The sequence below is a fragment of the Aeromonas sp. 600282 genome (assembly GCF_049175755.1).
In the GTDB taxonomy this organism is placed as follows: Bacteria; Pseudomonadota; Gammaproteobacteria; order Enterobacterales; family Aeromonadaceae; genus Aeromonas; species Aeromonas veronii_A.
In genome coordinates this window covers 83,814-99,038 of sequence record NZ_JAAKVR010000012.1, presented here as the reverse complement: position 1 = coordinate 99,038, position 15,225 = coordinate 83,814, and the positions used below count along the sequence as shown (strand labels likewise).

Below are 15,225 nucleotides of genomic sequence, written 5' to 3'. Positions count from 1 at the left end.
TTTGCTGAGTCAGGCAAATAAAGCGGAGAGACAACATGTTTGAATTTATGGATAGCCACACTGACGAAGCCGTCATTAAAGTGATCGGTGTAGGTGGCGGCGGCGGTAACGCTGTCGAACACATGGTTCGTCAAAATATTGAGGGTGTTGAGTTTATTACCGTCAACACCGACGCCCAGGCACTGCGTAACTCCAGCGCCAACACTACCCTGCAGATCGGCGGTGGCATCACCAAGGGTCTGGGTGCCGGCGCCAATCCGGAAGTGGGTCGTGATGCGGCCATGGAAGATCGCGAAGCACTGCGTGAGCTGCTGACCGGTTCCGACATGGTGTTCATCGCCGCCGGTATGGGCGGTGGTACCGGTACCGGTGCTGCGCCGATCGTGGCTGAAGTGGCACGCGAGATGGGCATCCTGACCGTTGCTGTGGTGACCAAGCCGTTCTCCTTTGAAGGTAAGAAGCGGATGGGCTTCGCTGCGCACGGTATCGAAGAGCTCTCCAAAAACGTCGACTCCCTGATCACCATCCCCAACGACAAGTTGCTGAAGGTGCTGGGTCGCGGTATCTCCCTGCTGGATGCCTTCAAGGCAGCCAACGATGTGCTGCTTGGCGCGGTACAGGGCATTGCCGAGCTGATCACCCGTCCGGGTTTGATCAACGTCGACTTTGCGGACGTGCGTACCGTGATGCGTGAAATGGGTACCGCCATGATGGGAACCGGTTCCGCCTCTGGTGATGACCGTGCCGAGGAAGCGGCCGAGAAAGCCATCTCCAGCCCGCTGTTGGAAGATGTGGATCTGGCTGGTGCCCGTGGCATCCTGGTTAACATCACCGCCGGTATGGACATGACCATCGAAGAGTTCGAAACCGTGGGTAACGCGGTCAAGGCCTTCGCTTCCGAGAACGCCACTGTAGTAGTGGGTACCGTAATCGATCCGGAAATGCACGACGAACTGCGTGTGACCGTGGTTGCCACCGGTATCGGTGCCGAGCGCAAGCCCGACATCACGCTAGTCAAGAGCAGCCAGGTGCAAGAGCGCCCGGTACGTCAGCCGCTGGTCAGCGACATGATGCAAGGCCGCGTGATGGACGAAGCCCCGGCCAAGGTGGTTAACGCCGAGCCGCAAGCCCGTCGTGAACCGGATTATCTGGATATTCCGGCGTTCCTGCGCAAGCAGGCAGACTAAGTCTCTTATGAGGCGTGTTTGTCTGTTGCTTAAGGAATGTGCTAAGATGGCCTGCCAACGACCATCTGGTCCGGATTTTAAGCTGTTTAGGGTACACCCATGATTAGACAAAGAACCTTGAAAACGAGTGTTCAGGCGACTGGTGTCGGCCTGCATTCGGGCCGGAAAGTCACCATGACGTTCCGTCCGGCGCCTGTGAACACAGGAATCGTTTACTTGCGTACCGACCTGAATCCTGTGGTGGAGCTGCCAGCCAATGCCGATCAGGTGCGCGATACCGTGCTCTGTACCGCTCTGGTCAACGAAGCCGGTGTCCGTGTCTCTACCATTGAGCACCTCTCCGCCGCGCTGGCCGGGATGGGGATCGACAACCTCTATGTCGAGGTTGACGCGCCCGAGATCCCGGTGATGGACGGCAGTGCGCATCCCTTTATCTACCTGCTGCAGGAAGTCGGGATCCGTGAGCAGAATGCTGCCAAGCAGTTTGTGCGGATCAAGAAGAGCATCCGGGTTGAAGACGGCGACAAGTGGGCGGAATTCCACCCCTATCGCAACGGCTTCAAGATGGATCTCGAGATCGATTTCCAGCATCCGGTCTTTGAAGGGCGCAATCAGCGTTGCGTACTGGACTTCTCCGGTGCCTCCTTCGTGAAAGAGATCAGCCGTGCCCGTACCTTTGGGTTCATGCGCGATATCGAGTACCTGCGTTCCCAGAACCTGGCGCTGGGCGGAAGCCTGGAAAACGCCGTGGTACTGGACGATTATCGAGTGCTGAACGAAGACGGTTTGCGTTATGAGGACGAGTTCGTCAAGCACAAGATGCTGGACGCGATCGGTGACCTCTATATGTGTAACCGCAGCATCATCGGTGAGTTCCGTGCCTACAAGACCGGACATGCCCTGAACAACAAGCTGCTGCGTGCCTTGCTGGCCGAGCAGGAGGCTTGGGAACTGGTGACCTTCGAGGGTGAGGGCGACAAAGCGCCTATCGCTTACTACGATAACGGTCTGGTTCTGGCCTGATAGCTGTGCAACGGAACGTCGGTCCTCTCTCCGCACCGACGTTCCGTCATTTGTTTACTCCATCCTTTAATACCGATTATCTCCCGGTTTTATTTCCCGTGCAGGCTCCTGGCCGCACCTGACCGAGCAGACTGATTTCTATGAGCATTACCCTGATCCTCCACGGCAAGCAGCGACGCAAGTTGCACCTGCCCAAACAACGTCTGGCATGGGTCGGCGGTATTGTTTTCTCCCTGTTGGCCCTTGGTGGTGGCTGGCTCTGGCAGAGTTGGCACCAGAAAATGGAGGCGCTGGAAGTAGCGCTGGCCATGGCCGAACAGCGCTCCGCCGAGCAGAGCGGTGATGAAGCGCGCGAACAGCTGGCCATGTTGGCTGCTCAGGTGGGCACCATGCAGGGGCAGCTGGGTCGTATCAATGCCCTTGGCGAGCGACTGACCGAACAGGCCGACCTCGATCCCGACGAGTTCAATTTCAAAGAGCTGCCCCCCATGGGCGGTCCCTCTTACGATGAAGATCTGGAAGTGAGCCTCAACGAGCTGCAGGCTTCGATGAAACACCTCAGCCAGCAGCTCAGCAGCCGCGAAGAGCAGCTGTCGGTACTTGAATCTTTCATCATGAATCACCATATCACCGATGCCGGTTTTATTTCCGGCACGCCAGTCAAACAAGAGCGAGTTTGGGTCTCATCCGGCTTTGGCGGACGGGTCGATCCGTTCAATGGGCGTGCCAAGATGCATAAAGGGGTCGATTTCCGTGGCAAACCCGGAACCCCGATTCTGGCCACCGGGCCCGGCATTGTCAGCTGGGCCGGCCGTCATCCGGAATTTGGCAATATGGTGGAGATTAATCACGGCAATGGTCTGGTCACCCGCTATGCCCACAATTCCAGGTTGCTGGTCGAGGTGGGCACCCTGGTTGATCAGGGGCAGAAAATTGCCTTGATGGGGCGCACCGGTCGCGCGACCGGGGTCCATTTGCATTACGAAGTGTTGAAAGATGGTCGTCAGGTCAACCCCGCACGCTTTCTCAGTGCCAGCCGGGGTTAGGTTTTTTTCTTCAGGTTCCAGTGACGGAACGCTTTATATAACCAGAAATAGTTGGTACCCATGATTAGCACACTGCTTACCAAGATTATCGGCAGCCGGAACGACAGAACGCTCAAGGCTTTGCGCAAAATTGTAAAACAGATCAATGCCATGGAGCCGCAGTTCGAGGCTCTCTCCGATGCTGAGTTGCAGGCCAAAACGGCTGAATATCGTCAGCGTATCGAGCAGGGTGAGACTCTGGAGCAGTTGCTGCCGGAAGCGTTCGCGACCGTGCGTGAAGCCTCCAAGCGGGTGTTTGGCATGCGTCACTTCGATGTGCAGCTGATCGGCGGCATGGTGCTGAACTCCAACCGCATCGCGGAAATGAAAACCGGTGAAGGTAAGACCCTGACCGCAACCCTGCCAGCTTACCTGAATGCCCTGAGCGGTCGTGGCGTCCACGTGGTGACGGTAAACGACTACCTGGCCAAACGTGATGCGGAGGCGAACCGCCCGCTGTTCGCCTTCCTCGGCATGACCGTTGCGTGCAATGTGCCCGGCATGGATGCGTCCCAGAAGCGTGACGCCTACGCCGCCGACATCACCTACGGTACCAACAACGAATTCGGTTTCGACTACCTGCGCGACAACATGGCGTTCTCGCCGGAGCAACGGGTACAGCGTCCGCTCAACTACGCGCTGGTGGATGAGGTTGACTCGGTGCTTATCGATGAAGCTCGTACCCCGCTGATTATCTCAGGCCCGGCCGAAGACAGCTCCGAGCTCTATATTCGTGTCAACAAGCTGATCCCCTTGCTGGTCAAGCAGGACAAGGAAGATACCGAAGAGTACACCGGTGACGGTCACTACACGGTAGACGAGAAGAACCGTCAGGCGCTGCTGACCGAAAACGGCCAGATCTTCGTGGAAGAGCTGCTCAAGAAAGAGGGGCTGCTGGATGAGAACGATTCCCTGTTCTCCGCCTCCAACATCAGTCTGTTGCACCACGTGAACGCCGGTCTGCGTGCTCATACCCTGTTCGAGCGCAACGTGGACTACATCGTCCAGAAAGACGAGATCGTCATCGTCGATGAGCACACCGGTCGTACCATGCCGGGTCGTCGCTGGTCTGATGGTCTGCATCAGGCCGTTGAAGCGAAGGAAGGGGTGAAGATCCAGAACGAGAACCAGACGCTGGCCTCCATCACCTTCCAGAACTACTTCCGTCTCTACAACAAGCTGGCGGGGATGACAGGTACTGCGGATACAGAAGCCTTTGAATTCCAGCAGATTTATGGCCTGGATACCGTGGTTATCCCGACCAACAAGCCGATGGTGCGCAAGGACATGGGCGATCTGGTCTACCTGACCGCCAACGAGAAGTATGCCGCCATCATCGAAGATATCCGTCAGTGCGTGGCCAAGGGCCAGCCTGTACTGGTTGGTACTGTCTCTATCGAGAACTCCGAGCTGCTCTCCGGCATCCTGACCAAGGAGAAGATCCCGCACAAGGTGCTGAACGCCAAGTTCCACGCCATGGAAGCGGAGATCGTTGCCCAGGCCGGTCAGACTGGCGCGGTCACTATCGCCACCAACATGGCCGGTCGTGGTACCGACATCGTGTTGGGCGGCAACTGGCAGGCTGAGATTGCCAAGCTGGAGAACCCGACCAGCGAGCAGATTGCCGAGCTGAAAGCCGCCTGGCAGGTGCGTCACGATGCGGTGCTGGCCGCCGGTGGTCTGCACATTATCGGTACCGAGCGTCACGAGTCCCGCCGTATCGATAACCAGCTGCGCGGCCGTTCCGGTCGTCAGGGTGACCCGGGCTCCTCCCGTTTCTACCTCTCCATGGAAGATACTCTGATGCGGATCTTCGCCTCCGATCGCGTCACCGGCATGATGAAGAAGCTGGGCATGGAAGAGGGCGAAGCCATCGAACACCCCTGGGTCACCAAGGCGATCGAAAATGCCCAGCGCAAGGTGGAAGGTCGCAACTTCGACATCCGCAAGAGCTTGCTGGAGTTTGACGACGTGGCCAACGACCAGCGCAAGGTAGTGTACGAGCAGCGTAACGAGTTGCTGGATACCAACGATATCTCCGAGACCATCCACGTTATCCGTGATGATGTCTACGGCAGCGTGATTGACGAGTACATCCCGCCCCAGTCTCTGGAAGAGATGTGGGATGTGCCGGGTCTGGAAGCGCGCCTGAAGGCAGACTTCGCGCTGGATCTGCCGCTGCAGCAGTGGCTGGCGGAAGATGACAAGCTGTATGAAGAGAAGCTGCGCGAGCGCATTCTGGACGAAGCCACCAAGCTCTATGCCCACAAGGAGGAGCTGGTTGGCAAAGAGGTGCTACGCAACTTCGAGAAGGCAGTGATGCTGCAAACTCTGGATGGTCTGTGGAAAGAGCATCTGGCGGCCATGGATCACCTGCGTCAGGGCATCCATCTGCGCGGCTACGCCCAGAAGAACCCCAAGCAGGAGTACAAGCGCGAATCCTTCGATCTGTTCACCCAGATGCTGGAAACCCTCAAGCGCGACGTGGTCAGCATCCTGAGCCGTGTTCAGGTGCAGGAGCGCGATGTGGAAGCGATGGAAGAGCAGCAGCGCCAGCAGGCGGAAGCCGCTCCCCGTACCTACACCCATGCCGCGGCTGAGAGCCAGCTGGCCGATGAACAGGCCGCAGGTGAAGAGGGCCACACCACCTTCGTGCGCGATGAGCAGAAGGTTGGTCGCAACGATCCCTGCCCGTGCGGTTCAGGCAAGAAATACAAGCATTGCCACGGTCAGTTGACCTGATCGATGCAGTGCTATGACAAGGCGGGCCCGGTGCCCGCCTTGTTTTTGTCAGAGGGTGGCGACGTCACTGTGGTGGCGCCATCTGACCAAGGGTTATCGGATATCAGGCATCATCGGCCGTTCATCCAGCCGGAGGTTGGGCACATTGAACGGCCTGGTCAGCCATAGCGTACAAAGGTAACAAGATGGAACAGAAAAAGCGGATCTGGGTAGCGGTTGGCGTCATCGAGAATGAACAGGGCGATATCTTTATCGCCAGACGCTCCTCCGATCGCCATCAGGGGGATCGCTGGGAGTTTCCAGGTGGCAAGGTCGAGTCGGGCGAGGATCTTCTCACCGCACTGGATCGGGAGCTGTGGGAAGAGATCGGCATCCGGGTGCAGGATTGTGCCCCTTTCATGGAGCTGCAGCACGACTACCCCGAGAAGCAGGTGTTGCTGGATATCTGGAAGGTGACCCGTTTCAGCGGCGAGCCGTTCGGCAAAGAGGGGCAGGAGTGTCTATGGGTGCCGGTGTCCGAGCTGCACAACTACCACTTTCCCGATGCCAACGGTCCGATTGTCGCGCGGCTTCAAGGCCTGCTGGCTTGAACCGGTTGCAACAACAAGCATCAAAAAAGGGCCCATCGGCCCTTTTTTATTTTATAGCGGAGAGTGACCAGGGGCTTATAGCCACTGATCGCCCTCTTCCGGCTCCGGCAGCAGATCCGGGTTGATCTCCCCGGGGATCCGCTTCTCTTCATCGGCCCACTCGCCGAGATCGATCAGCTGGCAGCGTTTGCTGCAGAAAGGTCGGAACGGACTCTGCGGGCCCCACTCCACTTCGCTCTGGCAGGTCGGACACTTTACCTTGGTGACCATAAGTACTCCTTAGCAGCAGGCGAGCTGGAATGGCACATCGCCAATCTGCTGCTCGCCCGTAGGCAGGAAGCGCAGGGCAAAACGATTCTTGTGGCCGCTCAGGGTCGGGTAGCAGAACAGATTGCCCGGCAGCTTGATGCGGATCAGCTCGGCGCTTTCGGCGGTGTCCTGGAAGAAGCCGTTGGTCGCCACCTGCTCGCTGAAGCTGCCCGATTCACGCCACAGACGCAGCAACAGGGTGATGGCGTTCATCAGCAGGGTGATGTCGCTAAGCCAGCCCTGCATCTGCTGGTGACGGGTGATGGCCGGGGTTCCGAGCCAGTGGTGCAGCTGGGGCACGTCGAAGGCACACAGGCCACCCGGGATGGAGAAGCGCTGGCGAATGGAACCGAGCAGACGATCCTCTTTCAGGCGGGCTCCCGGGCGTGGCGAGTTGAGCAGGTTGCGGGAGAGCTGGCTGCTCTCTTGCTGCATCTGTTTGATCTGCTCCAGATCGACGTCGGGCAGGCTGGCCCAGTGGCTCAGACGTTGGCCGAGACGCTCCAGATCCTTGATAAGGTCAGCGCGCAAGTCACCACGCTCCAGCAGCTCCTGCAGATCGAACAGCCCTTTGAAGAAGGCGATATGGGCCCAGGATTGCTCGCTCTCCAGATTGTCGCGAATTTGGGAAAACAGGGACTCCAGACGCAGGTAGGTCCGGCTTTTTTCATTGAGGGGAAAATCGTAAATCATGCCTAATCCTGGCCAGCCATAAACCGGCCTAGTGTACTCACTGTTGACGGGGTTGTTGAGAGGCAAATGCCAGATATGTCTCGTGCAGTGCCAAAATCCGCGTTTTTATCGCCATTTCGCTGCCATTGGCGTTCTCGATGACATCATCCGCCGCAGCTAGCCGTTCTGTCCGGCTGGCCTGTGCTGCGATGATGGCTCTGGCCTGCTCGGTGCTGACGCCATCACGACGGCAGGTGCGCTCAATCTGGGTCGCTTCGTCCACATCGATCACCAGCACCCGGTCGGCGAGGCCGGTGAGTTTGTTCTCCACCAGCAGCGGCACCACCAGCAGGCAGTAAGGAGAACTGGCTGCGGCACACTGGCGCAGCATTTCACTGCGAATCAGCGGATGGAGCAGTGTATTGAGCCACTCCTTGGCCTGCGGGTCGCTGAATACCCGCTCGCGCAGGGTGCGACGGTCGAGTTGACCGCTCGGCTCAATCACATCCGGGCCAAAATGGTCGGCGATGGTGGCAAGGGCCGGGGTGCCCGGCTCTACGACCTCGCGGGCGATCACATCGGCATCCACCACCTCGATACCCAGTTCGGCAAACTGATTGGCGATGGTGGTCTTGCCACTGCCGATACCACCGGTAATAGCAACTACATACATGGGGGGCCTCTTGCTCAAAGCAGGGTAGAGAGATACCAGTTGGTGATGGTATCGCCCCACAGCAGGGCAATCCAGCCCGCGATGGCGAGGTAGGGGCCGAAGGGGATGGGCTTGCCCTGATGGTGTTTGTGCAAGGCGATCAGGCTGATGCCGATCACGGCGCCGACCAGGGATGAGAGCAGCAATATGATCGGCAGCGCCTGCCAGCCGAGCCAGGCACCCAGCGCCGCCAGCAGCTTGAAGTCGCCATAGCCCATCCCCTCCTTGCCGGTGAGCAGCTTGAAGGCCCAGTAGAGGCTCCAGAGCACCAGATAGCCGACCATGGCGCCAATCACGGCATCCGCCAGCGGTACGAAGCCACCTGCCAGATTGAACAGCAGACCGCCCCACAGCAGGGGCAGGGTGAGCTGATCTGGCAGCAACATCTTGTCGAGATCGATAAAGGTGAGGGCCACCAATACCCAAGTCAGCAGCAGGGCGGCCAGTGTGCCCCAGCCCGGCGTTATGACCATGGCAACGGCCACCGAGAGCAGGGCTGTTATCAGCTCTACCAGCGGATAGCGGGCCGAGATGGGCGCCTGACAGTCGCGGCAACGCCCCTTGAGCCAGAGCCAGCTCAGCAGCGGAATGTTCTCGATGGCGGTAATGGGGTGACCACAGTGAGGACATGCGGAGCGCGGTACCATCAGGTTGTAGCGCTCTGGTGCGATGGCCTCTTCGTCGGGGGAGAAGTAGCTGCGATACTCGGCCTGCCACTCTCGCTCCAGCATGATGGGCAGGCGGTGGATCACTACGTTGAGGAAACTGCCGATCATCAGGGAAAAGATAAAAACCAGCGAAAAAAAGATCCATGGCAAGCCGTGAGCCAGCTCGAGAAGAAGTGTCATAACAAACCGTCAGTTATTGAATGAGTGAAGGGCATGGCTTTGGCTCCATGCCCTGATGAATCAACCCACCACGTCGCCAAGTTTGAAAATGGGCAGGTACATGGCGATAACCATGCCGCCGACCAGCACCCCGAGCACCACCATGATGAGGGGTTCCAGCAGGCTGGTAAGGCCATCGACCAGGTCGTCCACCTCTTGCTCGAAGATGGTGGCAACCTTGGAGAGCATATCATCAATGGCACCGGACTCCTCGCCGATCATCACCATCTGGATCACCATGTCCGGGAAGAGATCGACGGTGCGCATTGCCACGTTGATCTGCATACCGGCCACCACCTCGTTGCGAATGGCCATAACGGCGGTGCGATAGACATAGTTGCCGGAGGCTCCGGCCGCCGAGATGAGAGCATCCACCAGCGGGATACCGGCCGAGAAAGTGGTTGAGAGTGTGCGGGCAAAGCGGGCCATCGCCGCTTTGTGCAGGATCATACCGACTACCGGGATGGTGAGCACAAACTTGTCGGTATTGTCCCTTACCTTCTGGGAGGCGCGCCAGGCGCGCACATAGAGGAAGATGGCGAGCGCAGCTCCGCCGAAGAAGACATACCACCAGTTCTGCATAAAGCGTGAGATGCCGATGACAAACTGGGTGAACACCGGCAGCTCGGCGCCAAAGCTCTTGAAGATATCCTCGAACTGGGGGATGACGAACAGCAGCAGGATGGAAGTCACCACTATGGCCACCAGAATAACCATGGTGGGATAGAACATGGCCTTCTTGATCTTCGACTTGAGCGCTTCCGACTTTTCCCGATAGGTGGCGATACGGTCGTAGATGGTCTCCAGTGCACCGGATTGCTCCCCCGCCTCAACCAGATCGCAGTAGAGATCGTCAAAATGGCGAGGGTGGCGGCGCAACGCCTCCGACATGGGGGTTCCGGTCTCAACATCGGAGGCGATCTCACCCATCAGCTCGCGCATGGCGGCTTTCTCGTGGCTGCGGGCGATGATCTGCAGGCTCTGTACTAGTGGTACGCCGGCGGAGAGCATGGTGGTGATCTGGCGGGAGATAATCGCGATATCCATCGGCTTGATCTTGGCGCCGCCCTTGGAGAAGAGCCCCTGGGATTTTTTGGCCACCTTGGTGACGTTTACCCCCTGCTTGCGCAGCTCCGCCTTGACGGTATTGATGCTGTCAGCCTGCAGCTCACCGGAGACCTTCTGCCCCTTGCGATTGACCCCGTGCCAGCGGAAGGCGAAGACTTTTTTCGGGGGGGTGTTTTTTTTCGTTAGGGTTGCCATCTTTGCATCCTGCAATTGGGCGGATGGTCAGGGAGCCCCTGAACCATCTGACCTGATAAATATCCTCAAACGGCTTGGCACCATCTGGTCGCTTGCTGGTAGATCATCTTGCTCGCATCTTGGCGAGGTTTAATTGGTGGTGACCCGGTTGACCTCGGCCAGGCTGGTGACACCGAGCCGTGCCTTCTCCAGTCCCGAGGTGCGCAGGGTGCGCATGCCCTCTTTCTGGGCAATCGCCGCAATTTGCAGGGAGTTGGCCCCCTGCATGATCAATTTTGCGATATTTTCCGACATTAGCATGATTTCGTAGATGCCGACTCGCCCCTTGTAGCCGCCGGAACACTCCTTGCAACCAACCGGTTTGAACAGTCGCAAGCCGGCTGCCAGCTGCTGCGGTGTAAAACCCAGCTCCAGCAGCTCGGCTTCCGGCACCACCTCCGGCGCCTTGCAGTGGTCACACAGCTTGCGGGCCAGCCGCTGGGCCATGATCAGGGTGACCGAAGAGGCGATATTGAAGGCGGGCACCCCCATGTTCATCATCCGGGTCAGGGTTTCGGCAGCCGAGTTGGTATGCAGGGTCGAGAGCACCAGGTGGCCGGTCTGGGCCGCCTTGATGGCGATCTCGGCGGTTTCGAGATCCCGTATCTCCCCCACCATCACCACATCCGGATCTTGCCGCAAGAAGGAGCGCAGGGCGCTGGCGAAGGTAAGCCCCGCCTTGGGGTTGACCTGCACCTGATTGACGCCCGGCAGGTTGATCTCCACCGGATCTTCAGCGGTAGAGATATTCACCTCGGTGGTGTTAAGAATATTGAGGCCGGTATAGAGCGATACCGTCTTGCCCGAGCCGGTGGGGCCGGTGACCAGTATCATCCCCTGCGGTTTCGAGAGGGCACGCAGGTACTGCGCCTTCTGGCGGTCGTCGAAGCCAAGCTGCTCGATATTGAGGCGGGCTGCCGAGGAGTCGAGCAGACGGATAACGATCTTCTCCCCCCACATGGTGGGCAGGGTATTGACCCGCATATCCATCGACTTGTTGCGCGACAGCTTCAATTTGATGCGGCCATCCTGCGGCAGCCGCCGCTCGGCGATATCGAGCCGTGCCATCACCTTGAGGCGGGCAGAGAAGCGGTTGGCCAGATTGACCGGCGGGGTTGCGATTTCGTGCAAAATACCATCGATGCGAAAGCGCACCCGATACTTGAATTCGTAAGGCTCGAAGTGCAGGTCGGAGGCGCCGCGCTTGATGGCATCCATCAGGATCTTGTTGATGTACTTGACGATGGGGGCATCGTCATCGGCGGTATTGACGCTCTCGTCGAGCCGGCTGCTCTCGTCGCTTACCTCGAGGTCGGAGATCTCGGCCTCGTCGATATCCTCCATGCCGAGGGCGTCGTTTTCGCTCTCCAGCAGCTTGCCGATGGCGGCGGTGAGCTTGTTCTCCTCCACCAGCAGCGCCTCGGTATGAAGGCCGAAACTGAAGCCAAAGTCCTCCAGGGCCGAGACATTGGTCGGATCCGACATGGCGATATAGAGGGTGTGGCCCTGGGTATAGATGGGCAGGACGTGGTGCTTCTCAATCAGTTTCTGATTGAGGTACTTCTGCGGGATCTCGGCCAAATCGAAGGCGGCAAGATCCAGCAGAGGCACCCCATACTCCAGCTCGCAAAAATCGGCGAGCGCTTTGCTGTCGAGGATGTCGTTTTCTATCAGAAAGGTCACAAAGGGTTTGCGCTGGGCCTTGGCCTGGCTCAGATAGCGCTGGGAATCCTCTTCACTGATCAGTGAAGAGGCGGCCAGGCTTAACGCCAGGCCGCTATTAGGGCTAGAGGTCATTATTTAGCTGGGCAATAATCTGCTGCCGCTGCTGCACAAGTAAGAGTCCATGTTAATGGGTCTGTATTGGAAGGGGTTGAGCTTGTCAAAATTGCAGTGTCTCCAACGACAAGAGGTGCAAGTGAGCCTGCTGCGGCGCTCGCTGTTGGTGCTGAAGTTACAACCCAAGCAGAGGTTCCTCCACCAGTCACGGTTGTTGTGACATTTCCTTGCGCAACAGCACCACTTTGAATGTCGGCTAAGACGCAAGCAGTACCTTTAGTTTGCACACAGACTTCAATAGAGGTTTTGTATTTACCGGTAGCAGAAGCAACCTCAGTCATTTTGGCTTTTTTGGTGTAGTTCTGATATGCCGGCAGCGCGACGGCGGCCAAGATGGCCACGATCGCAACCACGATCATCAATTCAATAAGGGTAAAGCCTGATTGTTTCTTCATTTTGCTGTTCATGGAAAATATCCTTTTATCCTTGGTTCCTGGGAAGTGCCGGTGGAAAATCATCTGCACGTCAGTATCTTATCCGAGCTGTCAGGGGTGGCAACAGAGATTGTCCATTTTGTTAATCACACTTCTTTCATTTAGCAAAAACTTGATGCGTGTCATAAAAGAAGTGGCCTCCTATGACTCTTTCTATGGCCGAATTAGGGTCCGTCTGTACACTCCTTTGCCGAGGGATCCTGCATAAAGAAAAGGCGCCTCTGGCGCCTTTTGCAAGTTGTTTGTCCGGTTATATCGAGTGTTTGCTCAAGCCTGTGGGGGGCGTCTCACGGTTGGATAAAGCGCATGGAGAGATCGAGTGCCCGCACATGCTTGGTCAGTGCCCCGACCGAGATAAAATCGACGCCGGTGGCGGCAAACTCGGCCAGAGTGTCGAGGGTCACATTGCCGGAGACCTCCAGCTTGGCGCGGCCCTGATTGATGGCGACCGCTTCTCGCATCATGGTCACGTCGAAGTTGTCCAGCATCACGATATCGGCGTTGGCCGCCAGCGCCTGTTCCAGCTCGGTCAGCGATTCCACTTCCACCTCTACTGGTTTGCCCGGATTGAGATGGCGAGCCTCATTAATCGCCTCGGCAATGCCGCCACAGGCGAGGATATGGTTCTCCTTAATGAGATAGGCGTCATAGAGGCCGATGCGGTGATTCTTGCCGCCGCCACAGGCGACCGCGTACTTCTGGGCGGTGCGCAGCCCCGGTATGGTCTTGCGGGTGTCGAGCAGGCGGCAGTCAGTGCCCTCCAGCTCCGCCACATAGCGAGCGGTGAGGGTGGCGACGCCGGAGAGGGTCTGGACAAAGTTCAGCGCATTGCGCTCGCCGGTCAGCAGCAGGCGGGCAGGGCCGTGGAGGCGAAACAGCTCCTGATTGGGGGAGAGCACTTCCCCATCCTGCACCTTCCACTCCACCTTCACGTCGCCGCCGAGTTGTACGAACACTTCATCCACCCATGGCTGGCCGCAGAACACTCCGGCCTCGCGGGTGATGACCCGGGCGCTGGCCATCCGGTTGGCCGGGATCAGCTGGGCGGTGATATCGGCACTGGCGTCCGGTTGGTCCAGCGTGGTGAGGGCATCGCCCAGATCTTCGAGTAGTGCGGCGCGCACGGCGCGGCTGACATCCTGTTGAAACATGCCTTATTCCTGCAAGGGTCTGAGCAGCAGTTGCCGCTCCTTTTGAACCAGCTCCAGCCGACCGAGGGCGTTCATGCCAACCAGCACTTCGTCACCGTCTGCCGCCGGATTGATAAAGATGGCCAGATCGTACAAGGTCAATGGCCCCATCGCCAGCGTTTCGATGGTGCCGTTGCCGACCCGGATCTGCCCCGCGGCGGTATTGACCTGGCTGCTGCCATGAGCGGTCAGGCCGAGCCGCTCGGCAACCTGCTGCGGGATGGTGATACGGGTGGCGCCGGTATCGAGCAGCAGTTGCACCGGCTGGCCGTTGATGGCACCCTCCAGACGATAGTGGCCGCTCTGGTCGGCCCGCAGCAACAGCTCGCCGCTGGCAGTGACACTTGGTTGGTTGCGGGAGTGAAAATAGAGGGTCAGCAGGCCCATCAAAGAGAGCCAGGCCAGTAACCACATCCAGCGTGCCGTGTGCTGCATACCCCATCCATATCGAGCGGAAGATGACTCAGCCTAACATACCATTTCCCGTTGATTCAGTGAGTTGGTGCCGGGTTGCCTATCAGGTATCTTCGTTTTCTCGCCATTTATCAGCCAACTCGAGTAGCCGATGACTCAACTCGCTTCGCAACCTTGTTTCTCTATCGATGCCGCAGGCTGGTGCCAGCAGGCGCGCCGGGTGCCTTCTCCCCATCACAACGAACGGGCAGCGCCGGATGACATCTCCCTGCTGGTGGTTCATGGCATCAGCCTGCCGCCTGGGGAGTTTGGCGGTCCCTTTATCGACGATCTCTTTATGGGACGACTCGACCCGGAGGCTCACCCCTATTTTGCCGGTATCCATCAGCTGCGGGTCTCGGCTCATTGCCTGATCCGCCGTGATGGCGAGCTGGTGCAGTATGTGCCGTTCGGCGAGCGTGCCTGGCATGCGGGAGTATCGAGCTGGCTGGGAAGGGAGGCATGCAATGACTTCTCCATTGGCATCGAGCTGGAAGGGACTGACGAAACCCCCTATACCGAGGCTCAATACCGGGCATTGGCAGGGCTCACTCGAGCTATTTCGGAGCGCTATCCGGCCATCACCCACGAAAAAATTGTCGGCCATTGCGATATCGCGCCAGGGCGCAAGACGGATCCCGGAGCCAGTTTCCAGTGGGATTACTACCGGCAACTACTAAACAGCTAAAGTAAACATTCAAATTTAGTTTGGATTTTAAAATCAATGGCTTGCCTATCTGGCAGGCCATTTTTGTCTCTGGTTGCGCAAATGTTATTTGTGAGCGAAGTCAAGAATATTG

15 protein-coding genes are annotated in these 15,225 nt (G+C 58.2%); 6 read left to right on the top strand and 9 right to left on the bottom strand.

The window, feature by feature from the left end:
- The first annotated feature begins 35 nt into the window (after window positions 1-35).
- From ftsZ to mutT, 5 genes are all read left to right on the top strand, one after another.
- Entirely contained in the window at window positions 36-1,187 is a 1,152-nt protein-coding gene (gene ftsZ / locus G5137_RS12845) for a cell division protein FtsZ (RefSeq protein ID WP_005336147.1), read from the top strand.
- Between the two features lie 99 nt (window positions 1,188-1,286).
- Window positions 1,287-2,210, top strand: coding sequence for a UDP-3-O-acyl-N-acetylglucosamine deacetylase (gene lpxC / locus G5137_RS12840; protein WP_005336146.1), 924 nt, complete (start codon window positions 1,287-1,289; stop codon window positions 2,208-2,210).
- Between the two features lie 140 nt (window positions 2,211-2,350).
- Window positions 2,351-3,256: a peptidoglycan DD-metalloendopeptidase family protein gene (locus G5137_RS12835; protein ID WP_257124209.1), complete on the top strand. Its 906-nt coding sequence runs from the start codon at window positions 2,351-2,353 to the stop codon at window positions 3,254-3,256.
- 60 nt (window positions 3,257-3,316) lie between these two features.
- Window positions 3,317-6,037, top strand: coding sequence for a preprotein translocase subunit SecA (gene secA, locus G5137_RS12830; protein ID WP_421209460.1), 2,721 nt, complete (start codon window positions 3,317-3,319; stop codon window positions 6,035-6,037).
- Window positions 6,038-6,222: 185 nt separating this feature from the next.
- Window positions 6,223-6,627: an 8-oxo-dGTP diphosphatase MutT gene (gene mutT, locus G5137_RS12825; protein ID WP_257124211.1), complete on the top strand. Its 405-nt coding sequence runs from the start codon at window positions 6,223-6,225 to the stop codon at window positions 6,625-6,627.
- 75 nt (window positions 6,628-6,702) lie between these two features.
- Here the strand turns inward: mutT and yacG are convergent, their stop codons facing one another.
- The 9 genes from yacG to G5137_RS12780 all read right to left on the bottom strand — a co-directional run bounded on the left by yacG (window position 6,703) and on the right by G5137_RS12780 (window position 14,407).
- Window positions 6,703-6,897, bottom strand: coding sequence for a DNA gyrase inhibitor YacG (gene yacG / locus G5137_RS12820; protein ID WP_005336142.1), 195 nt, complete (start codon window positions 6,895-6,897; stop codon window positions 6,703-6,705).
- Between the two features lie 9 nt (window positions 6,898-6,906).
- Complete coding sequence (gene zapD, locus G5137_RS12815) at window positions 6,907-7,629, bottom strand: cell division protein ZapD (RefSeq protein ID WP_216952203.1); 723 nt, start codon at window positions 7,627-7,629, stop codon at window positions 6,907-6,909.
- 37 nt (window positions 7,630-7,666) lie between these two features.
- Window positions 7,667-8,281 carry a dephospho-CoA kinase gene (coaE, locus tag G5137_RS12810; RefSeq protein WP_421255498.1) on the bottom strand — a complete coding sequence of 205 codons (615 nt, stop codon included), beginning with the start codon at window positions 8,279-8,281 and terminating at the stop codon, window positions 7,667-7,669.
- 14 nt (window positions 8,282-8,295) lie between these two features.
- Window positions 8,296-9,168 carry a prepilin peptidase gene (locus G5137_RS12805; RefSeq protein WP_266134900.1) on the bottom strand — a complete coding sequence of 291 codons (873 nt, stop codon included), beginning with the start codon at window positions 9,166-9,168 and terminating at the stop codon, window positions 8,296-8,298.
- Between the two features lie 60 nt (window positions 9,169-9,228).
- A complete protein-coding gene (locus G5137_RS12800; RefSeq protein WP_216952200.1) occupies window positions 9,229-10,470 on the bottom strand; it encodes a type II secretion system F family protein in 1,242 nt (413 codons plus the stop codon).
- Between the two features lie 129 nt (window positions 10,471-10,599).
- A complete protein-coding gene (tapB, locus tag G5137_RS12795; protein WP_216952199.1) occupies window positions 10,600-12,306 on the bottom strand; it encodes a PilB family type IVa pilus assembly ATPase TapB in 1,707 nt (568 codons plus the stop codon).
- Window positions 12,306-12,755 carry a pilin gene (locus G5137_RS12790; protein WP_421255497.1) on the bottom strand — a complete coding sequence of 150 codons (450 nt, stop codon included), beginning with the start codon at window positions 12,753-12,755 and terminating at the stop codon, window positions 12,306-12,308. The genes tapB and G5137_RS12790 overlap by 1 nt, the downstream gene beginning before the upstream one ends.
- Before the next feature lie 314 nt (window positions 12,756-13,069).
- Window positions 13,070-13,933 carry a carboxylating nicotinate-nucleotide diphosphorylase gene (gene nadC, locus G5137_RS12785; RefSeq protein ID WP_421255496.1) on the bottom strand — a complete coding sequence of 288 codons (864 nt, stop codon included), beginning with the start codon at window positions 13,931-13,933 and terminating at the stop codon, window positions 13,070-13,072.
- Window positions 13,934-13,936: 3 nt separating this feature from the next.
- The gene (locus G5137_RS12780) at window positions 13,937-14,407 is read right to left on the bottom strand and encodes a retropepsin-like aspartic protease family protein (RefSeq protein WP_040068932.1); all 471 of its coding nucleotides are present in this window, start codon (window positions 14,405-14,407) and stop codon (window positions 13,937-13,939) included.
- A gap of 130 nt (window positions 14,408-14,537) precedes the next feature.
- Between G5137_RS12780 and ampD the strand changes: the two genes are divergently transcribed.
- Window positions 14,538-15,113, top strand: coding sequence for a 1,6-anhydro-N-acetylmuramyl-L-alanine amidase AmpD (gene ampD, locus G5137_RS12775; RefSeq protein ID WP_323913139.1), 576 nt, complete (start codon window positions 14,538-14,540; stop codon window positions 15,111-15,113).
- Window positions 15,114-15,225 lie beyond the last annotated feature (112 nt).